The organism is Arcanobacterium urinimassiliense (assembly GCF_900119495.1).
GTDB lineage: Bacteria > Actinomycetota > Actinomycetes > Actinomycetales > Actinomycetaceae > Arcanobacterium_A > Arcanobacterium_A urinimassiliense.
Map to the genome: position 1 here is coordinate 509,044 of NZ_LT632435.1, position 25,701 is coordinate 534,744.

Below are 25,701 nucleotides of genomic sequence, written 5' to 3' on the forward strand. Positions count from 1 at the left end.
AACGTGGTGTCACAATAAAAATATCGGAGCTCTAATATAAGGTAGAGATATAGATATCCACATTTATTTCTTTAGCGGTATAGAACGGTAGGATTATGAGCGCGCGTATACTGGTAGTAGATGACGACCCCGGTATTTCCGAAATGGTAGCTATTCTTTTAGAGTCAGAGGGCTACGAAGTTACTGTATGTGCGCATGGCAATAGTATTTTGCCGCTGTTTCGGGCGGAGCATCCAGATTTAGTGCTTTTAGATGTGATGCTTCCAGGTATGGATGGCGTAAGTGCCTGCCAAAAAATTCGCGAAGAATCTGATGTGCCAATAATAATGATGAGTGCAAAGACGGATTCAGTAGATGTAATTGCCGGCTTAGAAGCTGGAGCAGATGATTACGTCACCAAGCCTTTTGATAATTCGGTTTTATTAGCGCGGGTAAAGACTCGTTTGCGCCGGCAGGAGCCAGAGGCAGAGATACTACATATAGCTGATTTAACTATTGATTTTACTGCTCATGAAGTGCGGCGGGGCGAAAAGAAAATTCATTTGACGCCTTTGGAGTTTGATCTACTTTCGGTGCTGGCGCGGAAGCCCTATCAAGTATTTTCGCGTGAAGAGTTGCTGGAAATAGTTTGGGGCTACCAGCATGCTGCAGATACTCGGCTAGTTAATGTGCACGTGCAAAGATTACGAGCAAAAGTTGAGGAAGATCCAGATAATCCGGAAGTGGTTTTGACGGTACGCGGTGTGGGATACCGGGCAGGAGCGAGTAAGGATTGAGCTCTGCAACGGTAGAAGTAGCCGATTCTATTTCTGTATCTAGCCCGGCTAGCTCCTCGGAGGCCAATAAACCGGGTTTATTTGAGCGCATCTCTACCCGGCTGGAAAGGTTTCAAAAAAGTTGGGGGAACTCGCTACGGCTGCGAGTGACGGTGGTGATAATTTGCGCAGGCTTAGTCGGGATTGGAATCACTGGTTTCGTAATCACCACGGCGATGGAGTCGGCAATTTTCGAGCAGACTGTACGTTCGGATTTAGAGTACTTTTCGATGAAAGTTACTGCTGCGCAAGATAAATTTTCGGCTGCAGAATCTCCTACTACCGGGCAAGCCCAGCAAGTGGCTAATGAAGTGGTTGCCTCAATGTACAATCCTGGGCGCGGGCTAGTTGGATCAGTACTGTTGCTTTCGGAGGGGCAAAAGTATTCAGCTAATCAGATTTTTGAGCCCTCGACAGCTTCTGATACGCAGGTACGAGCGTTAATAACGCCAGAAATTCGCAGTACTTTAGAAAAAGAGAGTGCAAATTCCACGAATATTGCGTGGCAATCAGTTGAAGTACCTAATGCAGATGGCGGAGCGGATCCAGGAATAATTGCCGGAGCAATGCTGCAAATACCGAATGCGGGAAATTACGAAATCTATGCCGTATACACTTTGGCTGCGCAAGAATCTTTACTAAATGCGATGTATAAGGTATTGATTGCTTCGGTAGTGGTGCTCTTTCTCTTCATTTTAATTTTATTGATAATCGTGCTGCGTATGCTGCTGCGTCCGATTGAAAATGCCACTAAGAAGGCAGAATTGCTGGCCGAGGGAGAATTTGCCACGCGGATGGAAGTGCGTGGAAGTGATGAGTTAGCGCGCCTTGCAAAAGCTTTTAATCAGATGGCGGCTTCTATTGAAGAGCAATTTACTCAGTTGGAGAGAATGTCCCAATTGCAGACGCAATTTGTCTCAGCAGTATCGCACGAATTGCGCTCGCCGGTGACTACTATCCGCATGGCGGGGCAACTTATTTTTGATAAGCGAGAAGAACTACCAGCGGCTTTACGGCGCAGTGCTGAATTGCAGCATGATCAGGTGAATAACCTAGATTCGATGTTAGCCGACCTTTTGGAAATATCGCGTTACGATGCCGGTGCTATGACTCTTACTACAGAGACGGTAGATATCTCAGAGCTAGTTGCAAAAACGGTGGCATCACTGCGTCCGCTTGCGCAAGATAATGGAAGTGATACCCAGATAATTACCAGTGGGGAGACGAGTGCAGAAATAGAAATCCGCCGGATTGAGCGTATTATTCGTAATTTATTAGTGAATGCCTATGAGCACGGAGAAGGAAAGCCCGTGCAGATACGGGTGGTAGCCAATGATACTGCAGTGGCGGTAGGAGTAGTTGATTTTGGTATTGGGATTACTGCGGATCAGGCTGAGCATGTATTCGATCGTTTTTGGCGGGCAGATAGTTCGCGCGTGCGTAAAACGGGCGGCACTGGTTTAGGTCTTACGATTGCCCGGGAAGATGCGCTGATACATGGTGGTTCTTTAGAAGCAAGCGGTTATTTAGGAGCAGGAGCAGTATTTTTACTAACTATTCCTAAGCAGCCTGGAGCTAGCCACATTAAACCACTTTCTCTTTCTGATTTACTGCTTGTCTATGAAACTTCTCGGGAGTCAGCTGCGGAAATTACCGCGGAGTCTGCTGGAGATGGTGCCGGAGATTCCGCCACCACGGGAGGAGAAGATTTCCCAGAGGAAGCGCAAGCGGCGGCAGTAGAGGAAAAAACTGCGGCAACAGCAGGCGCTGCTGTGGGTATCGATGCGAATGTAGATACAGATCCGGAAGCTCAGAAAGATTCGGAAGCTCCGAAAGATCCGGAAGTTTCTGCTGAGTCAGATATAGTAGTGGACTCAGAGGAGGGCAGAGAAAATGCGCAGTAAAAGTATTGCTTTATTGGGAGTATTGCTGCTGCTTCTCTCTGCTTGTGCCGGACTTCCCCGCAGCGGAGAGGTGCAGGTGCAAGAGCGGCTTCGGCAGGTAGATGGAGATGTGACCCTCCATCCGGTAGGGCCGAAAAAAGGGGCAACTCCGCAAGAGATAGTGGAATCTTTTACGCGGGCGGCAGCGGCCGGGCTTTACGATGATTTTGCGGTAGCGCGGGAGTATCTAATGCCGGAAGCTGCTGCAAAGTGGAATCCGCTTATGCAGGTAAGTATTTATGCCGATAGTCGTACGCCAGCTACTTCGCAGACAGATACGGGCAGTTTTAAAACTTCGGTGGCGGCTCTCGGATCGATAAATGCGGAGGGAATGTATGCAAATGCTCCGCAAGATGCGTTAATTACTAACGAGTACTCCTTGGTGCGCAATAGTGATAAAGAGTGGCGTATATCCGTATTAACCGACGGCATAGTAATACCGCAGGCAATTTTCTCATCTTTCTATGCGGAAGCTGCTCTCTATTTCCTCAATCAGGATAATTCAGCTTTAGTAGCAGATGTACGCTGGTATCCACGCAAGCGTCTTTCTAGTCAGTTAGCGCGCGGGTTAGTAGCTGGGCCGTCTAAATGGCTGGCGGGAGCCGTAAAATCTGCGATTCCTGCATCTGCAGACGTGGAATCAGTAGAAGTGCAAGTAGATCCGGCAGTGGCGAAGATTAATCTTTCTTCTGATATAGTCTCGCTTCCTGATTCGGCTCTGGCATTGATAAATGCACAGTTCGAAAAGACTTTTGCTGCTGCCGGCCTAGCTCCGAAGATAAAGATTTTTGCCAAAGGTGGCCCGGTGCGTGATACAGCGAAATTGGATTTACCAGTGTATCCGCTAGCTACTTCGCCATTAACTGCTCTGGCAGATGGAATTCCGGTGCAAATTACGAAGAACCAACAGCTTCCGCTCTTTAATAATGCGGCTATTGCTGGTTTAGGATTAACTGATTTAGCTGCTGGATACAGTGATAATGTGCAGTATGGGGCGGCATTAGGGAAGGAGCGCAGCCGGCTCTATCTTTTGAATTATGCAGATGCTCGCTGGCAGCAAATATACAGTGGGCGAGAGCTGGCGGGCCCTTCTATGGATAGATATGCATGGATCTGGGTAGGTGAAAAGCGCTCAGATGGCGCTTTGACAGCTATTTCTATGGAAAGTGGAGCTGATATCCACCTAGATATTCCTTCCTTAAAAGGTAAAGATGTGCAGGCAATCGCGGTATCTCGAGAAGGAAATCGCATTGTTGTAGCCTGCCGGAAAGAAACTAAGCAAGAATTATTAGTGGCAGCCATTGTGCGTGATGAGCACGGAAAACCGGTTAAGCTAGGTGAACCGCTACAGATAGGGCAGCGTTTGGAAAATATTTCCGATATAGCGTGGATAAGTGAATCAAAGCTGGCAGTGTTGGCAAAAGAAAGTGAAAAGGATGAAAATTCACTTTCGGCTTTGCAAATTGGTGGACCTATGAAGAAAATCAACGGTATTACTAATCCGCAGGCTTTGACGGCTGGGCGTGGTAAAGATTCTATCGTGCTCTTAGGGGCAGATTCTAAACTTTATGAATATTCTGCGGGAGTGTGGAAAGTTATTGCGGAAAAGGTGAGTGCGCCTGCTTTAGCTGGCTGAGTGAAATTTTCCAACTCTGTTGAGTTTGCTTAGCGATGCCTGTATTTTCAGCCGCACTGAGTTCTGTTCGCTTGGTTCTGTTCGCTTAGTTTTGTGCTTTGAATTTTGTTCATCAAGTTTTATTCGTTGAGTTGGAGTGGTACAGGCCGGAGAGAGTTCAGTTATTGCTGAATGTAAGGAACGCGAAGTGGGCTCAAAGTATCGTTGTGCCCGAGGGTAAGAAAAGAGGGGTTTTCCCTCAAAGTTATTTTTAGTCATTGCGGGTAATCCATTTCTGGAAATATGCCACTATGAGGGAAAACTGGATAAGTGAAATTCTCGACTTAATATTTCCGCGTTACTGCGTGGGGTGTGGCAGCTGGGATACGGAACTGTGCGTTGAATGTGCCAGCGATTTAATGGGTGCTTGGTGGCAGCCAAGCCCTCCTTATTTGCAGTTAGTACAGGCAGAAGATGGGGGACAAGAAGAGGAAGAATACGAGGAAAAAGACGGGGAAAAAGTTGAGGAAAAATACGGAGTAGAAGTAGAGGAAAAATACGAAGCAGAAGATACGGAAGTGGGTTTTATACTTCGTCCAGCTTTTCCTCTTTATGCGCGGAGTGCATATCGCGGAAGGTGTCGACGCATTATCGTGGCCTGGAAGCACAGTAATCTGCGGGAATTAGATAGAAAAATATTGCTACTTTGGCAGCAGGCTTTAGCAGAAATACCGCGGGAAGTTTTTGCTGTGCCTCCAGGGGAGCAAAAATTATTAATTACCAATGCTCCTTCGGCTTTTTCCCGCCGGTGGGCAGGGCAGTTAGTGGCCGGGAAACTAGCTCGGCGCGTAGCCGAGAGTTGCGAAGGGGAATATGCGCCGGTGTTGTGGAAGAAAAGTACTTCCAGATCGGGAATGATTGCGCGCAGCAGCAGAATTATCTGGAAAAAATTTTTCCAGCAATATCGTAGCAAGTCTTTGGCTAAGCGACTGGAATCTAGCCATGATATTGTTTGCCGTTTGCCACTCGCGGGGCGAGAAGTGCTACTGATAGACGATGTGCTCGCCTCGGGGGCCACTTTGCGTGCGTGTGCTCAGGCAATCGCAAGACAGGGCGGAAAAGTGCGTGGAGCTTTGGTTTTAGCAGCTGCCGAACCAAAAATTTTGCGTGGTTCAGCTCACAATTTGCCAATAAATTCGGTATAATTGAAGCACGGTAGCGAAAGAGAGAATCTTTAGCTATTGCATCGCTAAATATAGGCTAAATATAGAGCGCTTAGCCGCTAGTGGTTTTACGTAGCGTTCTATTTTGGGTGGAGATGGGGTGATAAAGATTCGCTGCTCACGCGCTCGTGAGTGTGTTAACCTGCGGGTATGCCCGCCTTGCCGGTAGACCAAGGGAGGTCATCGTGGAATTTGTAGTTAAAGGTAGAAATACAGAAGTTTCTGATAAATTTCGCACGCATGTGGAAGATAAACTTTTCAAAATTGAGCAGTTTGCTCCCCGCGCACAGCGAGTAGAAGTAGAGCTTACGCATGAGCTAAATCCAGCGCAGGCAGATCGCTCCTACCGTATTGAAATTACGCTGCGGGATAAAGGGCCAGTGGTGCGTGCCGAAGCTGCCGCTTCTGATCAGTATGGAGCTTTAGATTTAGCGTCGCAAAAATTACTTGAGCAGTTGCGGCGGGCGAATGAGCGGCGTACTAAGCATCGCCGAGCAGATAAGCGGGCTATTCGGAATTATCATGAAATTGACGTGGAAGCTCTGATGAGTTTGCAAAACTCCACTAGTGATAAACCGGCCGGTGCTCCCGATGTAGCGGCGGTGCCTACTGCTCTGGGAGAGGAAGTAGAGAGTCAGATGGGAGATTCCCCCGTCATGATTCGGCAAAAACTCTACGAAGCCAAGCCTATGAATATTGAACAGGCTATTTACGAAATGGAACTGGTAGGCCATCCGTTCTATATATTCATCGACGAAGAAACTTTGCAGCCGTGTGCCGCCTATCATCGGCGGGGTTGGACTTACGGAATTATTCGTCTAGATGCAAAAATAGCGGATATGGATGCGGGAGATAAAGCTTCCGAATAATTTTTTAGTTATAAGACAGCGGCAGGTAGCTCGAATGTAAAAAGAGTCACCTGCCGCTGTTGCTATATCGATTTAGAATAGAAACTAGTAGCATTTGAATGAGTCATTTACGAGCGAAGAGGTATGTGTGAATAATAGACCCCTGCAAGTGGCAGTAATTGGAGCTGGCCCAGCTGGCATTTATGCTTCTGATATTCTTTCTAAATCCGGTATTGATGTACACATAGATTTATATGAAAAATTGCCCGCACCCTACGGGTTAGTGCGTTACGGGGTAGCTCCGGATCATCCCCGCATAAAGCAAATAATTAACGCACTCTACAATATTCTGCGCCGCGGAGATATTCGCTTAGTGGGGAATGTAGAAATCGGAAAAGACGTCACTTTCTCGGAGTTGCATGAGCACTATGATGCAATTGTTATTGCCACTGGAGCAGATCGAGATCGGCCATTTGCAATCCCCGGGTCAGATTTACCGGAAGTCTATGGTGCAGCTGATTTCGTATATTGGTACGACGGGCATCCGGATTATCCGCGTACCTGGCCGTTGCAGGCAAAAGAAGTAGCCGTAATCGGTGCCGGAAATGTGGCTTTAGATATTTCGCGTATTCTCGCGAAACATCCAGATGACTTAATGAGCACAGAAATTCCGGAAAATGTAGAGGCAGGATTACGGGAGTCTCCCGTCACTGATGTGCATCTCTTTGCTCGGCGGGGGCCAGCGCAGGTGAAATTTACCCCGATGGAATTGCGGGAACTCGGGCAAGTACCGGATGTAGATATTATTGTCTACGAAGAAGATTTCCAATATGATGCCGCTTCGGAAGAAAAAGTAAATTCGGTGCGGATGACTCGGCAAGTAGTGAGTATTCTTACTGATTATCTATTTGATCAGGAAGAGGAAAAGACTGCTAGTCGCCGTATACATTTACATATGATGTCGCAGCCGGCGGAAATTCTCGGCACGGATCATGTGGAAGGCATCCGGATGGAACGCACTGCTTTGCAGGGCGATGGGAGTGTGAAAGGTACCGGAGAATACGTAGATTATCCAGTACAAGCGGTCTACAGAGCCATTGGCTACTATTCTTCTCCTATTGCCGGAGCTCCATTTGATGCTGAACGCGGCGTAGTTCCCAATGTGGCGGGGCGTATCTTGGACGAGAATACAGGTGAGCCGCTATCGGGTATGTATGCTACGGGTTGGATTAAGCGCGGACCAGTCGGCCTTATCGGATCTACTAAATCTGATGCGCAGGAAACTATTCAAAATTTAGTTTCTGATTACGAGGCAGGTAAGCTGGCGGCAACTACTACTGATTTGGGCTGGAAAGCTATGCAAAAGCTTTTGGAAGCACGCGATATTCACTACACCACTTGGCACGGATGGGAACTACTGGAAGATTTTGAGAAATCGCTGGGGTCAGCCGTCGGGCGTGAGCGTATAAAGGTAGTGGAGCGCGATACGATGGCGGCAATATCGCGGGGCGAATCCCATGCTGGAAAGCTTTATTAGGCAGGAAAAATTAGTAAGTGTGACGATTATGGCATGCGAATTACGGGATTCGGTTTGAATATAACTGCCTTTACCTGCTAATCTCATTTGTCGTGCACAAGTTGCGGATTGCTCAGTTTCTGAGTGAGAAGCAATATCTGCCGCGGCGGGTTGACAGAGCGGCCAAATGTACCTGACTGTAAATCAGGCGCGTAAGCTACGGGGGTTCGAATCCCTCACCCGCCACCAGGAATTTAAGAAGTTTTTCTTAAATTTCGCAGACTGCGTGACCGGCTTCACCGGAAAATTTTATTGCGCCGTTTCCGGAGCAAAAAATATTTGGTAAGCTGGCAGGCGTTGCCCCGATAGCTCAGTCGGCAGAGCGTCTCCATGGTAAGGAGAAGGTCAAGGGTTCGATTCCCTTTCGGGGCTCGGTGCATTTTCCGCTCGTGGAAAATGCCAGCGGCGGGGTAGCTCAGTTGGTCAGAGCGCACGACTCATAATCGTGAGGTCGCGGGTTCAAACCCCGCCTCCGCTACTGGAAAGCAAGGAGCACCCGCTCCATCCATAACCGAACGTGAGGAAATATCGTGGCAAGCAATTCTTCAGACGTTCGCCCCAAGATTACCCTCGCCTGCGAGGTTTGCAAGGAGCGAAACTACATTACGCGCAAGAATCGGCGCAACACCCCGGACCGGCTCGAGCTTAAAAAATATTGCCCGCGCTGCCGGAAGTCGACGGTGCATAGAGAGACTCGCTAGTTAGCTCAGCAGCTGTTTGGCTGCTAGGTGCGGCGAGATATATTACATAGGGGAGACTCCTGCGCGGGGTCTCCTTTTCTCTTATAGAATGAGGATATGTACTGCTATATTCCAGAGCCTAGTGAGCCCACAGATACTATTCCACCGGTATTATCTACTCGTTTTCAGCCGGAGGCTACCTCTTTTGCCCAGATGACCACTATCGGTGTAGGGGGCCGGGCTGCGGAAGTAATAGAAACTGATTCGGAAGCAGATTTTATAGCAGCAATTAGTGCTGCCGATAAAGCTGGAAAGCCACTTTTAGTAATTGGTGGTGGATCGAATATCTTGGCCGCAGATAGCGAATTTTCCGGGGTAGTGGTGCGCTATACCAAGAGCGATATTACTACCCTAGAAGAAGATTCCTGTGGGGGAGCCCGTATGCGCGTAGCGGCGGGTACTCCTTGGGATGAAGTGGTAGTTTATGCTATTTCCCATGGCTGGATGGGCATGGAAGCTCTTTCGGGAATTCCCGGTAGTGCAGGGGCAGCTCCGGTGCAAAATATAGGAGCTTATGGGCAAGAAGTAGCTGGGGTAATTGCCGCTGTGCGCACTTATGATCGGGAGACGGCAGCGCAACGTACGCTTTTTTTGAGTGATTTAGAGCTAGGATATCGGAATTCACTTTTGAAGAAATCGATGACGGAAGGAAAATGGGGGCCTTCTCCGCGCTGGATTGTGCTGAGCGTAGATTTTCATTTGCGCCGTGCCACTCTATCTGCTCCTATTCGCTATCGGCAGCTGGCTGCGGAATTGCAGGTAGAAGAAGGGGAGCGAGTACCTGCTGCGCAAGTGCGTGCCGCCGTATTGAAATTGCGCCGGCAAAAAGGGATGGTGCTTTCGGCAGATGACCGTGATACCTATTCGCTCGGTTCTTTCTTCACTAATCCAGTTCTGCGGGAAGAAGAAGCGCAAAAGTTACCTCCAGAAGCTCCCCGCTATCCATTGCGAGAAGAAGCTGCCGTAAATCAAATCGGGGGAGAAGCTCCTATAATTCCAGGTTGGCAAAAAACTTCTGCGGCTTGGTTAATTGCACATGCTGGCTATCAGGCGGGATATGCGCTACCCGGCCCAGCGGCAATTTCTACTAAGCATTCCTTAGCTTTAACTAATCGAGGCGGGGCCACAGCTGCGCAAATAATGCAGTTAGCTGAGGAGATACGGGCAGGAGTGCGTAATAAGTACGGAGTAGAACTGGTGCCAGAGCCCGTACTGGTAGGCTTTAATCACTGATTTTCAAGGTTTTCATCAGCTAGCCAGGCGGTGATTTCTTGGTTCCACTGTGCTTTATCTGCTGGTGCAGCTAAAGAAGCTGCTACGGTGGAGCGCGCCAGCTGCGCAATTTCGGTATCGCTTAATCCGATTTTGCGGGCATTTTCATACTGGGCAGTGAGGCGGGAGAGGAAAAGCAGCGGATCATCTGCCCCGAGGGCAATTTGCGCTCCGGCGTTTACCAAAGTGCGCAGCGGTACTTCCTGTAAATCTTTATATACTCCGAGCGAGATATTAGAAGCGGGGCATACTTCTACCGCAATTTCATTTTCTACCAGATATTCCAATAAGCGGGGATCTTCTACAGCCCGCACTCCGTGCCCAATCCGGCGCGGATGTAAATAACGAATTACTTCTTTTATATGTTCGGGGCCTAGTAGTTCTCCGCCGTGTGGCACCGATGCTAAACCAGCGTTACGTGCAATTGTAAAGGCCTTTGCCCAATCGGAAGTTTCTCCGCGGCGCTCGTCGTTGGAAAGTCCAAAACCTACTACTTTTCCGGCGCCTTCTCCCGCATGCCGAGCGGCTAGGCGAGCCAGTGTGCACGCATCTAGGGGGTGCTTCATCCGGGATGCTGCCACGATTATTGCTACTTGCACTCCAGTTGCATGCGAAGCTTGTTCTGCTTCATCCAGCACTATTTCTAAAGCCGGAGTAATTCCACCTACGAAAGGGGCATAAGAAGTAGGGTCAATCTGTATCTCTAAACGCCGAGAGCCTTCTTTCGCATCGTCTTCGGCTGCTTCGCGCACAATCCGGCGCATAGCTGCTTCGCTGCGTACCACTTTTCGAGCGGCATCGTAGGCGCGCTGGAAGCGGAACCAACCGCGTTTATCAGCAGGTACTTGCAGGGCAGTATTGGCAGTTAGATTCTCTGGTAGGCGTATACCCTGCTGCGTAGCTAAATCTTGCAAAGTAGAAAGCCGCATAGAGCCGGTAAAATGCAGATGCAAATGAGTCTTCGGTAAAGCATTAAGATCCCGCATATTTCTATTCTGGCAGGTCTGCAAGATTTTTCGTCTTTCATTTGGAAAAAGCAGTGAACATCTCTATAAATAGATATGTGGTGAAGAGTATGCAGGAAAGAGCCGAACGGCGGGCGCTTAGCTTATTGCAGGAGCAGGCTGGCGATATGCTGCGTATGTGCTGCGAGGCAGATGTGGTAGTGCGCTCTTGGAAAGTACACCGGATTCACCATCGCCCCGGAGCAGGCGTTTCGGTGGGATATAGCGTAATAGTAGACGATACGGCTGCGCGGGAACGGCGCAGTATCTATATGGTGGCTTCCACTGGGAATATCTCTGATAAGCATCTGCAGCGAGTAGCGGCAAAAAAGCTCCGGTTGGGGGATTTAGAAGTTAAAGTCTGGGAATATCCGGCTGATCCAGAGTTGCCAGCTTTGCCCTTAGCTTGTAATCAGCAAAAAATGAGCGCTTTCCTAGGAGAATCCGTGGATTTGGAACTACTGGGATATCGTCCTACCCGCCGCGCAATTTTCCGGATTGATAGGCAGCAGGCCGCACCGCTGTATGGAAAAGTAATTTGCCCCGCGCGGCAAACTGATTTAGAAAGACGCCTGCGGGTGATGGAGAAATTCCCCGGAGGTGCTCCGCAGGTTTTTCGCACGGCACCGGGTTTAGTACTCATGACGGCGGTGCCGGGAATTTCGCTGGCTCGTTACTTTATAACGCGTGCTACTCTCTTGCCGAATGGTTTGGAAGATACTCTGCAAAGTTTGCACGAGGCGTTAGAATCTCTGCCAGCAGAGGTGATGGATTTTCCGCCGCGCCCGGCATGGGCGGAAAAATGTGAACATTACGGAGTGGCGGCAGCTTTGCGCTTGCCGGCGGAGGCGCAGCGATGCCGCCAGGCCGCGGCAGATATTCGGGCGCTGCTTCGATTGGCGGATCTAGGCCCGCTTGCTCCAGTGCACGGCGATTTTTATGAAGCCAATATCTGTATCGATCCGCAGCGCGGGCAGGTGACTGGGTTATTAGATTTAGATTCGCTCGGTCCGGGCCGGCGGGTATACGACTGGGGTTGTCTGCTAGGGCATATGTCGGTGCTCTATCAGCTGGCACCGCGCCTCTATCCGCAAGTGCCGCAGTTGCTTCCGCTCTGGTTTAGCGAAATTTCGCAATGGGAAGACGGGGTGGCGCTCGCAGCGGCCGCCGCTGGGGTGACGCTTTCTTTAATTGCGGGAGCGCGAAAAAATACGCATTTAGGAAAAAATAGTGATGCGGAGGCACAGGCGCGCCTCCGCATCACGGAAGAGTGGATTGCTGCCGCTTTTGCTTTGCAGCGGGGAAATAAGGCTTATATACCGGGGAAATAAGGCTTCGTCTATTTCTAGATTCCAGCTCCTATTTTGCCGGCCGGGCTTTATTTGCTCTCCGCTGTGCGGCTTTCCATTCGTTCAGCAAAATAGTTTTTGCAAGCGGGTAATTCCAGCTACTAAGTCCTCATCCGAGAGTGCATATCCTAGGCGAATATAGCCGGGGGCTCCGAAAGCTTCGCCTGGCACTACTGCTACCTCTGCTTCTTCCAGAATCAAGGCAGCTAATTCACTACTACTTGTAGCTTTTTTACCAGCAAATTCTTTATTTAATAGCCCTTCTACATTCGGGAATACGTAAAAAGCTCCGGTCGGTTCCGGCACATCGAGTTGCGGAATTTCGCGTAGCATTTTCACAATAGTTTGCCGGCGTCTATCAAATGCTTGGCGCATTTCTTCTACCACGCTCTGATCGCCGTTCAATGCCGCTAACGCAGCCCGTTGCGCCACGTTATTCACATTGGAAGTGATATGCGATTGGAAATTAGCTACCTGCTTCATCACATCGGCCGGACCATAAATCCAACCAACGCGCCACCCCGTCATCGCGTAGGTCTTAGCTACCCCATTTACTACGAGGGTTTGATCGGCTAGTTCCGGTACTTCGGCCAGAATATAAGCTGGCTGCCCTTGGTAGACTAAATGCTCATAAATTTCATCGCTTATAATCCAGATGCCGTGCTCTAAAGCCCATTTGCCAAGAGCGCGGATTTCTTCTGCGCTATAGACTGCTCCGGTTGGATTAGAGGGGGAGCAGAGGAGCAGCGCTTTGGTCTTTGCGCTCCGAGCGGCCTCTAATTGTTCGATGCTGACCTTATAGCCTTGGGCAGAACCGGCAAATACTTCTACCGGAGTGCCGCCGCACAGGCGAATTACCTCGGGATAGGTGGTCCAATAAGGAGCGGGTAAAATTACTTCGTCACCGGGGTCTACTAAAGCGGCAAAGGCTTCGAAAACTGCTTGTTTTCCGCCGTTAGTTACTACTACGTTATTGGCGTCTATTTTTACTCCGGAATCGCGCGCTGTTTTTGCCACGATTGCTTCCCGTAGCTCCGGGAGGCCCTTTGCTGGAGTGTATTTATGATTACGGGGATCGCGGGCGGCGGCGAGTGCGGCTTCTACTATAAAATCTGGAGTAGGAAAATTCGGCTCACCGGCTCCGAAGCCAATTACGGGTTTTCCGGCCGCCTTTAGGGCTTTAGCTTTCGCGTCGACGGCGAGAGTAGCTGATTCTTTTAATGCGCCAAGGCGGGCCGATACCCGCCGGGTTACTGTAGTATTACTCATGCTTCTATGGTGTCACAAATTCTTAGCAGAGGGCATGATACAAGGCGAAGAGGTGAGAAATACAGCACGCTTCGGGCAGAAAATTGCCAGCTGCCGGTAAAGCCGACTAGGCTTGTTCAAGCTGTGTATTGCTGTGGAAAATTTACAGCTGCATCGGGCATAATAGAATATGCCTGCCGACTATAGGGTAGTGGCGCAATTGGTAGCGCACCGGTCTCCAAAACCGGCGGTTGTGGGTTCGAGTCCCTCCTACCCTGCCAAGAAGGTGATTCTGCAGGAGAATTATTTTCAGTTTTAGAGAGGATATATCGTGGATAACGTAGTAGGAGCGAAAGGGCATTCTTCGCCTGCTGCGCCGCCGCGCAAGGCGAGCATTTTTACGCGCATTATTACTTTTTTCAAAGAAGTAATTGCCGAATTCAAAAAAGTGCAGCGCCCTACGGCGGAGGAGCTGTGGAATATGTTTCTCACGGTTATCTCTTTCTTAATTGTGATTATGATTTTTGTCGGTTTGGTAGACGTAGTATTCAGCAAGATGGTCTTCTGGGTATTCGGTTAAACTGAGCCGGAATTCTATTTAGTTTGCAGGAAGCAGGGAAAATGTCGGAAAACACCGCCGCGGAAAATTTAGAAGCGGAAGCAGCTGCCGCTGCGCAAGCGGAGAATGCAGAGAACGCTGCGGGTGCGGAAAATCAGCCGGAAGAAGTGACGGCGGAAAGTATCCGTGCGCAATTGCGGGGTCTCCCCGGGCGTTGGTATGTGCTGCATACTTATTCCGGTTATGAAAAGCGCGTAAAGCAAGACTTAGAGACGCGTATTCACTCTATGAATATGGAAGATTATATTTTCCAAATCGAAGTACCGATGGAAGAGTTCATAGAAGTGAAGAAGGGGCAAAACAAGGTTATATCGCGGGTGCGGATGCCTGGTTATGCTCTAGTGCGCATGGATCTCACGGATGAATCTTGGCGGGTAGTGAAAGATACTAACGGCGTCACCGGCTTTGTAGGCAATGGTCGCGAGCCAGTGGCTTTGACCGCTGACGAAGTTGTGGAGATGTTCACCCCGCTCGTAGAGCAGAAAGCAGCTAAAGAAGCTGTTGCTGCTGGTAAACCAGTGAAAGTGGGAGCTCCGGAGCTCGTAACTGAATACGAAGTAGGCGAGACTGTGACCCTTACCACTGAGCCGTGGGTAGGAATGCCCGCTACAATTTCTCAAGTTGATGCGGTAAACCAGCGGCTTACCGTACTCATGACGCTTGTCGGCCAGGAAACCCCGGTCGATTTGTCGTTCGCGCAAGTACAGAAGATGGACTAGCGCGGCGGCGCCCGCTGCTATTGCCAGGTAGCGGTTCATTTAATTAAGTAAAGGATTAATATGCCACCGAAGAAGAAAGTTGCAGGACTTATTAAACTGCAAATTCAAGCAGGTGCTGCGAATCCAGCTCCGCCGGTCGGCCCTGCTTTGGGTCAGCACGGCGTGAATATTATGGAGTTCTGCAACGCCTATAATGCGGCCACTGAATCTATGCGCGGAAATGTGGTTCCGGTAGAGATTACGGTATACGAAGATCGTTCGTTTACCTTTGTGACCAAAACTCCGCCCGCTGCGGATTTGTTGAAGAAAGCGGCGGGAATTAAGAAGGGCTCCGGCACTCCGCATACCGATAAGGTTGGGCACGTGAGTGCAGATCAGTTGCGGGAAATCGCCAAGCTGAAAGAGCCGGATTTGAACGCTAACGATATCGATAATGCGGCACGCATTATTGCCGGAACTGCCCGGTCTATGGGTATCACAACTGACAATATTTAAAGTCTCGTAAGAGGCAGGCGTCTTTTGACGTCGTGGTAGGGCCCGGAGCTGGCTCGTTTACCACAACTGCAAAATTAAGGAGAAGCAGAATGGCAAAGCGCTCAAAGAAGTATCGCAAAGCTAGTGAGCTTATTCAGGCGGGGGAGAAGTACTCCGTAGAAGAGGCGCTAGATTTAGCGAAAAAAACTTCTGTAACTAAATTTGATTCCACGGTGGAAGTAATGTTCCGCTTAGGTGTAGACCCACGGAAAGCCGATCAGATGGTGCGCGGCACGGTATCTTTGCCGCACGGCACGGGTAAGACGGCGCGCGTAATCGTATTCGCAGCTGGCGATAAAGCGAAAGCTGCTTTAGAGGCTGGAGCCGATGAAGTGGGCGATACCGAACTCATTGAAAAAGTCGCAGGTGGCTGGACTGATTTCGATGCGGCGGTAGCTACTCCCGATATGATGGGTAAGGTCGGGCGCCTCGGGCGGGTATTAGGCCCCCGCGGGTTAATGCCTAACCCGAAGACGGGTACTGTAACTATGGATACGGCCAAGGCAGTAGCCGATATTAAGGGAGGCCGAATCGAGTTCCGGGTGGATAAGCACGGAAATATGCCTTTCATTATTGGCAATACCTCTTTTGATGCGGCGCAGCTGCAGGAAAATTTCTGGGCAGCTGTCCAAGAAATTAAGCGCCTAAAGCCCGCTTCTTCGAAAGGTCGCTATATTCTTAAAGCTACTGTTTCTACCACGATGGGGCCGGGAATTCCTCTGGATCTGGCCGCGCTAGTGAAGCCAGCAGTAGCTTAAGGGAGCTGAAAAAGCTGGTAGTTAAGTACTGCATATATAAGTGAGAATTTGCGATAAGCATTTGACAGGGCGGCCGGAACCGGTCGCCCTGTTGCATCTCTCACGAAAGGCAGTATTTTCTTGCTGGCTGCCTACAGTTTTTATATCCTTATATTTGCCCAAGACCGCAGGTCTCCCGTTTTAGACGGGATAAAGCTCAGATAGAGGCCCGCGCAGGCACGGAAATTTTACCGGTTTTTATCCGGATAAGCCTTCGCGTGCCGCGGAGGCTTTTTGTTTGCTTTAATTGCGGCAATGAATCGGAAGGAGGTCCCATGAAAAGGGCCGACAAATCTGCAGCAATTGCAGCGCTTTCGGATAATTTCCGGGAGTCTACAGCAGTTCTGGTGACTGAGTACCGGGGTTTGACTGTACAGCAGCTCAAAACTCTGCGTCGCTCTCTAGGAGCCGATGCCCAGTACAAAGTGGCTAAGAATACGCTGGCTCGTATTGCTGCCCAAGAAGTTGGATACGAGGCTCTCTCAGATTCTCTCGTAGGTCCGACTGCGCTGGCCTTCGTCACCGGCGATGTCGCTTCCGCAGCTAAGGCTCTGAAGGAGTTTACAAAAGATAATCCAGCTCTCGTAGTGAAAGCTGGAGTATTGGAAGGTAACTTCTTAGATGCTGAAGGTGTCAAGAAGCTTGCCGATCTCGAATCCCGCGAAGTATTGCTGGCTAAGACGGCTGGTGTACTCAAGGCTTCGCTGTACAAGGCAGCGAATGTAATTAATGCTCCGTTGGTTAAGACGGTGCGCACTGTAGATGCCCTGCGCGAGAAGCAGGAAACTGCCGCTTAAGGTAGAAACAACTCAAAAATAAACAGCCTCGCGTAGGCAAAGGAAGGACGGTCAATCATGGCCAAGCTCAGTGTTGAAGAGCTGATTGATGCTTTTAAGGAACTGACCTTAGTAGAGCTCAATGATTTCGTAAAGAAGTTTGAAGAAGAATTTGAAGTAGAAGCTAGCGCTCCGGTAGCCGTAGCTGCTGCTCCGGCTGCTGCTGGTGGAGATGCTGCTGCTGCAGAAGAGAAAGACGAATTTGACGTCATCATCGAAGCAGCTGGCGATAAGAAGATTCAGGTAATTAAGGAAGTACGCGCCCTTACCCCGCTCGGGTTGAAGGAAGCTAAGGAACTGGTAGATTCCGCTCCGAAGGCACTCCTCGAAGGTGTGAACAAGGAAACCGCCGAAAAGGCGAAGGAGCAGCTCGAAGCAGCCGGCGCCACCGTTACCGTGAAGTAAGGCAAGCGCAGCATATAACTGTTCTTGAGTTGAGAATCGGGAATTGGCAAATTAGCCAGTTCCCGATTTTCTATTTCCAGGAATTTTTACTTCCACAACCCACCGCGGGGAGACTTGCACTGACGGCTCTTTTATGAGAAGGTCATAAACGGTCAAAGAAGTTTTCCTTTGGAAAAACTTGACCAGTTAAATTCCGGTTATATCGATGAAACCAGATGGCTGCGACCGCTGCTTGGAGCTTCGAGGATTAGCCGGACATGAGGTGTCGTGACCCCTTCCACACGGGTAGGGGTAGACTATTTCACCCTTTTTCGGTAGATTTAAAACTTGTGCAGTATATCGGCGCGTCCTGTGCTGAGCTGCTTTTCATAGCCTTACCGGAACCCAGGGAAGGAATTACCTTTGGCTGCTTCGCGCACCTCTAGATCTAGTGTTAAAGACGGCAAACTAGTTGCCGACCGTATTTCATTTGCAAAACTAACTGAACCGATGGCGGTTCCCGATCTGCTTAATATTCAGCGGGAATCCTACGGCTGGCTGATTGGCTCCGAAAAGTGGCGAGCCGAGCACCCAGGTGAAAAATCAGGTTTAGAAGAGATATTCGAAGAGATATCTCCTATCGAGAACACCGCCCGCACTATGGGGCTGGTGATGTCGAATCCGCATTTGGAAGAGGAAAAAGCTTCTATTGCTGAATGTAAAGATAAGGATTTGACCTATTCGGCGTCACTGTACGTGACGGCGGAGTTTCAGAATTATGAAACAGAAGAGATCAAATCGCAGACCACTTTCATCGGCGATTTCCCGCTGATGACCCCGCAAGGTACTTTTATTGTCAACGGTACTGAGCGAGTTGTGGTATCCCAGCTGGTGCGCTCCCCGGGCGTATATTTTGAGTACGCGGAGGATAAGGCGACTGATAAGCTCATCTATTCCACGAAGATTATTCCTTCGCGCGGAGCTTGGCTGGAATTTGAAATCGACAAAAAAGACGCGGTAGGAGTGCGGATAGACCGGAAGCGGAAGCAGTCGGCTACCGTATTCTTGCGGGCGCTGGGAATGAGCGAAGCGGAAATTCGCGAAGAATTCGCCGATTACCCCGTACTGATTGAGACTTTAGAAAAAGATACCGTAGAAACGCAGGAAGAAGCCCTGCGCGATCTATACCGGAAGTTGCGCCCGGGTGAACCGCCTACAGCTGAATCTGGCCGCAATTTACTACGGAATTTTTACTTCAACTCGAAGCGCTATGATCTGACTAAGGTCGGGCGCTACAAGATAAATAAGAAGCTGGGCATTGCAGAGCCGAATACCACGCGGCAGCTGAAAATAAGCGATATTACTGCTACGCTGCGTTATCTGCTCGCACTGCACGCGGGAGAAAAAGAAATTACTAATTCTCCAGATTTACCGGCCGTAATTGTGGAAACCGACGATATCGATCACTTTGGAAATCGGCGTATTCGCGCGGTGGGCGAGTTGATTCAGAATCAGGTACGCACCGGCCTTTCTCGCTTAGACCGGATGGTGCGGGAGCGTATGACCACCCAGGAAGCAGAAGCGATTACGCCGTCTTCGCTAATTAATATCCGCCCAATCGTTGCGGCAATTAAAGAATTCTTCGGCACTTCGCAGCTTTCGCAGTTCATGGATCAGAATAACCCCTTAGCTGGTTTGACCCATCGGCGGCGTCTCTCGGCTCTCGGGCCGGGTGGTTTGGCACGCGATCGTGCTTCTATGGAAGTGCGAGATGTGCATCCCTCTCACTACGGAAGAATGTGTCCGATTGAAACCCCAGAAGGCCCGAACATTGGTCTAATTGGATCGCTGGCGGCCTTTGCCCGGGTAAATTCTTTCGGTTTCATCGAAACTCCTTACCGGAAAGTAGTAGATGGGAAAGTCACCGACCAGATTGATTATCTCGATGCAGCTGATGAAGATTACTACACAGTAGCGCAGGCGGCGGCAGAGTTAGATGACGAAGGTCGTTTCGTAGATGAAGAAGTCCTGGTGCGTCTCCCCGGTGGAGAGCCAGCCTTAGTGCCTCCGGAAGAAGTGGGTTATATTGACGTATCTGCTCGGCAAATGTGCTCGGTAGGTACGGCGATGATTCCGTTCCTAGAGCATGACGATGCGAACCGAGCCCTGATGGGTGCTAACATGCAGCGGCAGGCTGTGCCGTTACTGCGGCCAGTTGCGCCACTAGTAGGCACCGGCATGGAAGCGCGTGTAGCAGTCGATGCGGGCGACGTCACCGTCGCTTTAGCTCCGGGAGTAGTTACCGAAGTATCCGCTAGTGCGGTTTGCGTAGAAGAAGATGACGGCAACCGGCGCGTATACAAACTGGCAAAATTCGAGCGTTCTAACCCAGGTAACTGCACCAATCAACGAGTAGCAGTTTGTGAAGGAGATCGGCTAGAAGCTGGTTCTCTTATTGCCGATGGGCCGGCTACAGATGGCGGCGAACTCGCACTTGGGCAGAATCTATTGGTAGCTTTTATGGCCTGGAACGGCTATAACTACGAGGACGCGGTAGTGCTTTCGCAGCGTTGCCAGTCAGAAGATTTACTCACTTCTATTCATATTGAAGAATATGAGGTAGATGCGCGAGATACGAAGCTCGGACCGGAAGAGATTACGCGCGATATTCCAAATGTTTCGGAAGAAATGCTTTCCCATTTAGATGAGCGAGGCATTATTCGCATCGGAGCTGAAGTGACCGCGGGTGATATTCTGGTCGGCAAGATTACTCCGAAAGGTGAGACCGAGCTGACGAGCGAAGAGCGCTTACTGCGTGCTATCTTCGGTGAAAAGGCGAAGGAAGTACGGGATACCTCTTTGCGGGTACCGCACGGCCAAGAAGGAATCGTAATTGGTATTAAAGAGTTCTCGGCCGAGAATCACGATGAACTTCCTTCGGACGTATTACAGACGGTACGGGTACACGTGGCGCAGCGCCGTAAGATTACGGTGGGCGATAAGATGGCCGGCCGGCACGGTAATAAAGGCGTAATTTCCCGTATTCTGCCGATTGAGGATATGCCCTTCATGGAAGACGGCACTCCGGTAGATATCGTTTTGAATCCGTTGGGTGTGCCTTCCCGTATGAACCTCGGGCAGGTATTCGAATTGCACTTAGGCTGGGTAGCTTCGCAAGGCTGGGATGCCACGGCGGCGCGCGAAAACGGCGAAGAATGGGCCTGGCGGATTCCGGATGCGGCAGTGAAGACTGAGGGTCGGCAAAATATCGCTACTCCAGTGTTCGACGGCGTGCTTTCGGATGAGCTGCGTGGTTTATTAGGCTGCACGCTCCCGAATGAAGAAGGAAAGCATCTGGTGAATCAGGATGGCAAGGCGCGGCTCTTCGACGGCCGCACAGGCGATCCATTCCCCGAGCCGGTTTCCGTAGGCTATATGTACATGCTGAAGCTGCATCACTTAGTGGATGATAAGATTCACGCGCGTTCTACTGGTCCTTATTCGATGGTTACGCAGCAGCCGTTGGGTGGAAAAGCTCAATTCGGCGGGCAGCGTTTCGGCGAGATGGAAGTGTGGGCGCTGGAGGCTTACGGCGCTTCGCATACTCTCCAAGAAATGCTGACGGTGAAGTCCGACGATACGGTCGGCCGCGTCAAGGTATATGAAGCCATTGTGAAAGGCGATAATATCCAGGAGCCCGGTATTCCGGAATCCTTCAAGGTATTGGTACAGGAAATGCGCTCCCTCTGCTTGAATGTAGAAGCATTGGATACCGTAGGTAATCCAATTTCTTTGCAAGATGCAGATGAAGATGCTTTCCGGCCTCCGCAGTCGGCAGGAATAAGCACCGGCTTAGAAGATTTGCAGACAGGAGCTGACTTCTAGGTCAGATCATCGGAAACGGGCAGTTAAAACGCCCACTGCCCGCTTCCGCTAGATAAAAGAAGTAATACCGGCGTAAAAAGAAACTTTGGAAGTAGGAATCTTGCTCGACGTCAATCTATTTGATCAGCTCCAAATTTCGCTGGCCACATCAGAACAGATTAGAGAATGGTCTTATGGCTCGGTCACGAAGCCAGAAACTATCAATTACCGCACTCTGAAGCCGGAAAAAGACGGTCTTTTCGGAGAGCAAATTTTCGGGCCGACCCGGGATTGGGAGTGTGCTTGTGGTAAGTACAAGCGCCCTCGCTACAAGGGGATAGTCTGTGAACGCTGCGGAGTGGAAGTAACGCGCTCGAAGGTACGCCGCGAGCGGATGGGGCATATTGAATTAGCAGCTCCAGTTACACATATCTGGTACTTCAAAGGCGTGCCTTCCCGTTTAGGATATCTTTTGGATTTAGCTCCAAAAGATTTAGAGAAGGTAATTTATTTCGCTGCCTATATGGTTACGGAAGTTGATGAGCAGCGGCGGCATGACGATATGCCGGATTTGACTGCCGAATATGAGCTGGAATATAAGAATCTGGAAAAAGAGCGCGATTTAGCGGTGGAAAAGTCGCTAAAAGCGGAAGAAGAAGCTCTCGCGCAGGCCGCTACGGAAGATGCAGCTACACGGGCGAAGATTAAGCGAGGTGCAGAAAGCGAAACTCGCCATATTCGCCGGCGCTATGAGCAAGATCTAGAGCGGCTAGCAGCGGTTTGGGATAAATTTACCAAACTAAAGGTAGGCGACCTGGAAGGCGACGAAGAAATCTACCGGGCGATGGAAGCGCGCTGGGGCGATTATTTTGCTGCTTATCGAGGTGCAGAAGCGGTACAGCGCCGCTTGCGTGATTTCGATTTGCAAGCAGAGCATGATCACTTAGTAGAGCAGATTGAGACGGGTACTTCGCAGCGGAAAACGCGGGCATTAAAGCGCATTAAAGTGGTAAATGCCTTTTTGCAGTCCAATACGAAGCCGGAAGCTATGGTGCTGGATGCCATTCCGGTGATTCCACCGGATTTGCGCCCGATGGTGCAGCTGGATGGCGGGCGTTTCGCCACTTCTGATTTGAATGATTTATATCGGCGGGTAATTAACCGGAATAATCGCTTAAAGCGCATGATTGATTTGAATGCGCCGGAGATTATGGTCAATAACGAAAAGCGTATGCTGCAAGAAGCAGTGGATGCACTTTTCGATAACGGTCGGCGAGGTCGTCCGGTGCAAGGAGCTGGCAACCGCCCCTTGAAATCTATCTCCGACATGCTCAAAGGTAAGCAGGGTCGTTTCCGGCAGAATCTGCTTGGAAAGCGCGTGGATTACTCCGGGCGTTCCGTAATCGTGGTCGGGCCCAGCTTGAAGCTGCATCAATGCGGTTTGCCGAAGACGATGGCTTTGGAGCTATTCAAGCCCTTCGTGCAGAAGCGGCTAGTGGATCTAGAGCTGGCGAAGAATATCAAAGCAGCTAAGCGTTTAATTGAGCGCCAGCGGGTTGAGGTATTCGACGTACTGGAAGAAGTAATTAAAGAGCATCCGGTACTGTTGAACCGTGCTCCTACTTTGCACCGGCTCGGCATTCAGGCCTTTGAGCCGCAACTGGTAGAAGGAAAAGCGATTCGCCTCCATCCGCTCGTCTGCTCGGCTTTTAACGCCGATTTCGACGGCGACCAGATGGCTGTGCATTTACCACTTTCGGTAGAAGCTCAAGCTGAGGCGCGGGTGCTGATGCTCTCAGCAAATAATATCTTGAAGCCTTCGGATGGCCGCCCCGTCACCGTGCCTTCCCAGGATATGATTCTGGGAATGTATGCGCTGACCTTGCTGCGGGAAGGCGGAAAAGGGGAAGGGCGTTACTTCAGTTCCTTAGCCGAAGCGGAAATGGCCTATGATCTCGGAGAACTAGATCTGAATGCCAAAGTGCATATTCGCTTCTCTGCTGATGAAATTGTGGTGCCGCGCGATTGGCAAGCACCAGAGGGTTACAGCGAAGGTGATCCAATTTTATTGGAGACCACCTATGGGCGTACGCTCTTCAATGCGGCGTTACCGCCACTTTTCCCCTTTGTAAATCGCATCGTGGATAAGAAGACGCTCGGCACAATTGTGAACGAATTGGCAGAGCGGTATCCGAAGGTAGATGTGGGAGCCTCTTTGGATGCTCTGAAAGCAACTGGGTTCTTCTGGGGTGGCCGTTCCGGCGTAACCATTGCCGTTTCCGATGTGAAAGTTCCGGAAAATAAAGCGGAGATTCTGGAAAAGGCAGAGAAGAAAGCCGCTCAGATTGAGATGGAATTCCAAGAAGGAAATATTCGCGACGAAGACCGGCGAAAAGATTTGGTGGCGCTCTGGACGGATGTAACCGATACTATTGCCGACGAAATGCGCGATCAGTTCGACGATTGGAACAACATCAATCAGATGGTATCTTCTGGTGCACGTGGTAACTGGATGCAGATTCGCCAGGTGGCAGGAATGCGTGGCCTGGTGGCTGATCCGAACGGCGAAATTATTCCGCGCCCGATTAAATCTAATTATCGGGAAGGCCTCTCGGCTCTGGAATACTTCACTGCTACGCACGGTGCTCGTAAAGGCTTGGCCGATACGGCTTTGCGTACTGCCGATTCTGGTTATTTGACGCGGCGTCTGGTAGACGTAGCCCAAGATGTGATCGTGCGCGAAGCTGATTGCGGCACTACCCGCGGGCTTACTAAGCAGATTTTAGTCACGGATGAGAATGGTAAGCAGGTACTTTCGGAGGATATCGATACTTCCGTCTATGCGCGTACCTTGGCCAAAGATGCGGTCGATAAAGACGGCAATGTGATTGTGGAAGCTAATACGGATATTGGCGACGTTGCGCTGGAGAAGTTGGCGGCGGCCGGAATTTCGGAAATTAGCGTGCGTTCCGTGCTCACCTGTGCATCGCGCGTCGGTACTTGTGCCATGTGCTACGGGCGTTCTCTCGCCACTGGAAAGCTGGTAGATATCGGTGAAGCAGTAGGTATTATTGCTGCACAGTCTATTGGTGAGCCGGGTACCCAGCTGACGATGCGTACTTTCCATACGGGTGGAGCGGCTTCTGCGGAGGATATTACCCAGGGTCTTCCACGTGTACAGGAGCTTTTCGAAGCGCGTACTCCCAAGGGCGAAGCGCCTTTGGCAGAAGCAGCGGGCAAGCTAGAGATTGAAGATCTCGAGCGTTCGCGGCGTCTGACCATTAAGCGAGATGATGGGGATGAGGATCTCACTTATCTCGTGAGCAAGCGGGCGAAGCTGCTGGTGCCAGAAGGAGCACAGGTAGAAGTAGGTCAGCAGTTGGTAGAAGGCTCGATTGATCCGAAGAAAGTATTGCGTATTTCGGGTCGGCGCAGCGCGCAACTGCACCTAGTTTCGGAAGTACAGCATGTATACCGCTCACAGGGTGTAGAAATTCACGATAAGCATATTGAGGTTATCGTGCGGCAGATGCTGCGGCGGGTTACGGTGCTCGATTCTGGCGATACCGCTTTCTTGCCGGCTGAACTGGTGGATGTCACGGCATTTGAAGATGCTAATCGGGCAGCCTTAGCTGCCGGTGGCCGGCCAGCTTCCGGGCGTCCGGAATTGATGGGTATTACCAAGGCTTCTTTGGCCACCGATTCGTGGTTGTCGGCAGCTTCCTTCCAGGAAACCACCAAGGTATTGACGGAGGCGGCACTGAACGCCAAGGTAGATTCTCTTTCTGGTCTGAAAGAGAACGTAATTTTGGGCAAGCTGATTCCGGCTGGTACCGGCATGGAACAGCTGCACGGAATGAAGGTCGAGCCGACTGCCGAAGCGCGTGCCGATTACGAGCAGCTTAATAATATTATTGGCAACGATTTTGATCCTTTCGATGATGTATACGGCTATAGCGGAATAGATGACTATGATGCTTCGCTGGGATACGAATTCGGAGGCGGATTCTAAAATCTGCACTAATTTATGAGAAAAGACGGCTATTTCGCCTCCTAAATAGGGAATGTGGGTAGTGCCACGTGGTGAAATAGCCGTCTTTCTTTGACTGAATAAGTGCTTAAACGTTAGTCTTAACGTTGGTGCCCGTTTCGGCATTCCTCACGTTGCTTTTCTAGGGCATTTCGGCGAAAAATCAACTTTTGCCGTTTTTGCTACTTTTGAGGAATATCGGACGTCGGAAGAGAACGGTGTCTGTTCCGGCGCAAGTTCATTCGAGCAGGCGGGCTGTTCGATAGTAGTAATCAAATCTAACAG

Annotated in this window: 19 protein-coding genes and 4 tRNA genes; 21 read left to right on the forward strand and 2 right to left on the reverse strand. The window is 50.3% G+C overall.

Going from position 1 to position 25,701, the window contains the following annotated elements:
• Positions 1-95: 95 nt before the first annotated feature.
• From mtrA to BQ7117_RS02350, 11 genes are all read left to right on the forward strand, one after another.
• Positions 96-776 (forward strand): MtrAB system response regulator MtrA, encoded by a 681-nt coding sequence (gene mtrA / locus BQ7117_RS02300; protein WP_073996012.1) that lies wholly within the window; start codon positions 96-98, stop codon positions 774-776.
• Positions 773-2,719 (forward strand): MtrAB system histidine kinase MtrB, encoded by a 1,947-nt coding sequence (mtrB, locus tag BQ7117_RS02305; RefSeq protein ID WP_073996013.1) that lies wholly within the window; start codon positions 773-775, stop codon positions 2,717-2,719. Before mtrA ends, mtrB begins: the two co-directional genes overlap by 4 nt.
• The gene (locus tag BQ7117_RS02310; RefSeq protein ID WP_073996014.1) at positions 2,709-4,394 is read left to right on the forward strand and encodes an LpqB family beta-propeller domain-containing protein; all 1,686 of its coding nucleotides are present in this window, start codon (positions 2,709-2,711) and stop codon (positions 4,392-4,394) included. Before mtrB ends, BQ7117_RS02310 begins: the two co-directional genes overlap by 11 nt.
• 290 nt (positions 4,395-4,684) lie before the next feature.
• The gene (locus tag BQ7117_RS02315; RefSeq protein ID WP_143273950.1) at positions 4,685-5,578 is read left to right on the forward strand and encodes a ComF family protein; all 894 of its coding nucleotides are present in this window, start codon (positions 4,685-4,687) and stop codon (positions 5,576-5,578) included.
• A gap of 203 nt (positions 5,579-5,781) precedes the next feature.
• Positions 5,782-6,465, forward strand: coding sequence for a ribosome hibernation-promoting factor, HPF/YfiA family (gene hpf, locus BQ7117_RS02320; RefSeq protein ID WP_073996016.1), 684 nt, complete (start codon positions 5,782-5,784; stop codon positions 6,463-6,465).
• A gap of 127 nt (positions 6,466-6,592) precedes the next feature.
• Positions 6,593-7,981: an FAD-dependent oxidoreductase gene (locus BQ7117_RS02325; RefSeq protein ID WP_073996017.1), complete on the forward strand. Its 1,389-nt coding sequence runs from the start codon at positions 6,593-6,595 to the stop codon at positions 7,979-7,981.
• Positions 7,982-8,125: 144 nt separating this feature from the next.
• Positions 8,126-8,209, forward strand: a tRNA-Tyr gene (locus BQ7117_RS02330).
• A gap of 110 nt (positions 8,210-8,319) precedes the next feature.
• Positions 8,320-8,392: transfer RNA gene (locus tag BQ7117_RS02335), tRNA-Thr, on the forward strand.
• 32 nt (positions 8,393-8,424) lie between these two features.
• Positions 8,425-8,498, forward strand: a tRNA-Met gene (locus BQ7117_RS02340).
• Positions 8,499-8,550: 52 nt separating this feature from the next.
• The gene (rpmG, locus tag BQ7117_RS02345; protein ID WP_073996018.1) at positions 8,551-8,721 is read left to right on the forward strand and encodes a 50S ribosomal protein L33; all 171 of its coding nucleotides are present in this window, start codon (positions 8,551-8,553) and stop codon (positions 8,719-8,721) included.
• A gap of 96 nt (positions 8,722-8,817) precedes the next feature.
• Positions 8,818-9,993, forward strand: coding sequence for a UDP-N-acetylmuramate dehydrogenase (locus tag BQ7117_RS02350; protein ID WP_073996019.1), 1,176 nt, complete (start codon positions 8,818-8,820; stop codon positions 9,991-9,993).
• Here BQ7117_RS02350 and BQ7117_RS02355 read toward each other — a convergent pair.
• Positions 9,987-11,018: an adenosine deaminase gene (locus BQ7117_RS02355; RefSeq protein ID WP_073996020.1), complete on the reverse strand. Its 1,032-nt coding sequence runs from the start codon at positions 11,016-11,018 to the stop codon at positions 9,987-9,989. The two genes, BQ7117_RS02350 and BQ7117_RS02355, sit on opposite strands and share 7 nt — an antisense overlap.
• Before the next feature lie 53 nt (positions 11,019-11,071).
• Between BQ7117_RS02355 and BQ7117_RS02360 the strand changes: the two genes are divergently transcribed.
• On the forward strand, positions 11,072-12,367 hold the full coding sequence (locus BQ7117_RS02360) for an aminoglycoside phosphotransferase family protein (protein WP_143273951.1): 1,296 nt from the start codon (positions 11,072-11,074) through the stop codon (positions 12,365-12,367).
• An 81-nt stretch (positions 12,368-12,448) separates the two neighbouring features.
• On the opposite strand, the gene BQ7117_RS02365 is transcribed toward BQ7117_RS02360, so the two are convergent.
• The gene (locus BQ7117_RS02365) at positions 12,449-13,654 is read right to left on the reverse strand and encodes a pyridoxal phosphate-dependent aminotransferase (protein ID WP_073996022.1); all 1,206 of its coding nucleotides are present in this window, start codon (positions 13,652-13,654) and stop codon (positions 12,449-12,451) included.
• Positions 13,655-13,838: 184 nt separating this feature from the next.
• Between BQ7117_RS02365 and BQ7117_RS02370 the strand changes: the two genes are divergently transcribed.
• The 9 genes from BQ7117_RS02370 (at position 13,839) to BQ7117_RS02410 (ending at position 25,398) form a co-directional block, all read left to right on the forward strand.
• Positions 13,839-13,914: transfer RNA gene (locus BQ7117_RS02370), tRNA-Trp, on the forward strand.
• 50 nt (positions 13,915-13,964) lie between these two features.
• On the forward strand, positions 13,965-14,213 hold the full coding sequence (secE, locus tag BQ7117_RS02375; RefSeq protein WP_073996023.1) for a preprotein translocase subunit SecE: 249 nt from the start codon (positions 13,965-13,967) through the stop codon (positions 14,211-14,213).
• Between the two features lie 41 nt (positions 14,214-14,254).
• Positions 14,255-14,971, forward strand: a complete 717-nt coding sequence (gene nusG / locus BQ7117_RS02380; protein WP_084789823.1) for a transcription termination/antitermination protein NusG — start codon at positions 14,255-14,257, stop codon at positions 14,969-14,971.
• Positions 14,972-15,031: 60 nt separating this feature from the next.
• Positions 15,032-15,466, forward strand: coding sequence for a 50S ribosomal protein L11 (gene rplK, locus BQ7117_RS02385; RefSeq protein ID WP_073996024.1), 435 nt, complete (start codon positions 15,032-15,034; stop codon positions 15,464-15,466).
• Positions 15,467-15,555: 89 nt separating this feature from the next.
• Positions 15,556-16,263, forward strand: coding sequence for a 50S ribosomal protein L1 (rplA, locus tag BQ7117_RS02390; RefSeq protein WP_073996025.1), 708 nt, complete (start codon positions 15,556-15,558; stop codon positions 16,261-16,263).
• A 314-nt stretch (positions 16,264-16,577) separates the two neighbouring features.
• A complete protein-coding gene (gene rplJ, locus BQ7117_RS02395) occupies positions 16,578-17,099 on the forward strand; it encodes a 50S ribosomal protein L10 (RefSeq protein ID WP_073996026.1) in 522 nt (173 codons plus the stop codon).
• A gap of 57 nt (positions 17,100-17,156) precedes the next feature.
• Positions 17,157-17,543 carry a 50S ribosomal protein L7/L12 gene (gene rplL, locus BQ7117_RS02400; RefSeq protein WP_073996027.1) on the forward strand — a complete coding sequence of 129 codons (387 nt, stop codon included), beginning with the start codon at positions 17,157-17,159 and terminating at the stop codon, positions 17,541-17,543.
• A gap of 402 nt (positions 17,544-17,945) precedes the next feature.
• A complete protein-coding gene (gene rpoB, locus BQ7117_RS02405; protein WP_073996028.1) occupies positions 17,946-21,407 on the forward strand; it encodes a DNA-directed RNA polymerase subunit beta in 3,462 nt (1,153 codons plus the stop codon).
• 100 nt (positions 21,408-21,507) lie between these two features.
• Entirely contained in the window at positions 21,508-25,398 is a 3,891-nt protein-coding gene (locus tag BQ7117_RS02410; RefSeq protein WP_073996942.1) for a DNA-directed RNA polymerase subunit beta', read from the forward strand.
• The last annotated feature ends 303 nt before the right edge of the window (positions 25,399-25,701 follow it).

Bases quoted from the DNA above. Each gene is read 5' to 3' on its own strand.
- BQ7117_RS02350 (WP_073996019.1), top strand. From the start codon at position 8,818: ATGTACTGCTATATTCCAGAGCCTAGTGAGCCCACAGATACTATTCCA.
- BQ7117_RS02315 (WP_143273950.1), top strand. From the start codon at position 4,685: ATGAGGGAAAACTGGATAAGTGAAATTCTCGACTTAATATTTCCGCGT.
- nusG (WP_084789823.1), top strand. From the start codon at position 14,255: ATGTCGGAAAACACCGCCGCGGAAAATTTAGAAGCGGAAGCAGCTGCC.
- rplA (WP_073996025.1), top strand. From the start codon at position 15,556: ATGGCAAAGCGCTCAAAGAAGTATCGCAAAGCTAGTGAGCTTATTCAG.
- rplK (WP_073996024.1), top strand. From the start codon at position 15,032: ATGCCACCGAAGAAGAAAGTTGCAGGACTTATTAAACTGCAAATTCAA.
- BQ7117_RS02310 (WP_073996014.1), top strand. From the start codon at position 2,709: ATGCGCAGTAAAAGTATTGCTTTATTGGGAGTATTGCTGCTGCTTCTC.
- BQ7117_RS02365 (WP_073996022.1), bottom strand. From the start codon at position 13,654: ATGAGTAATACTACAGTAACCCGGCGGGTATCGGCCCGCCTTGGCGCA.
- rplJ (WP_073996026.1), top strand. From the start codon at position 16,578: ATGAAAAGGGCCGACAAATCTGCAGCAATTGCAGCGCTTTCGGATAAT.
- mtrA (WP_073996012.1), top strand. From the start codon at position 96: ATGAGCGCGCGTATACTGGTAGTAGATGACGACCCCGGTATTTCCGAA.
- BQ7117_RS02355 (WP_073996020.1), bottom strand. From the start codon at position 11,018: ATGCGGGATCTTAATGCTTTACCGAAGACTCATTTGCATCTGCATTTT.
- rplL (WP_073996027.1), top strand. From the start codon at position 17,157: ATGGCCAAGCTCAGTGTTGAAGAGCTGATTGATGCTTTTAAGGAACTG.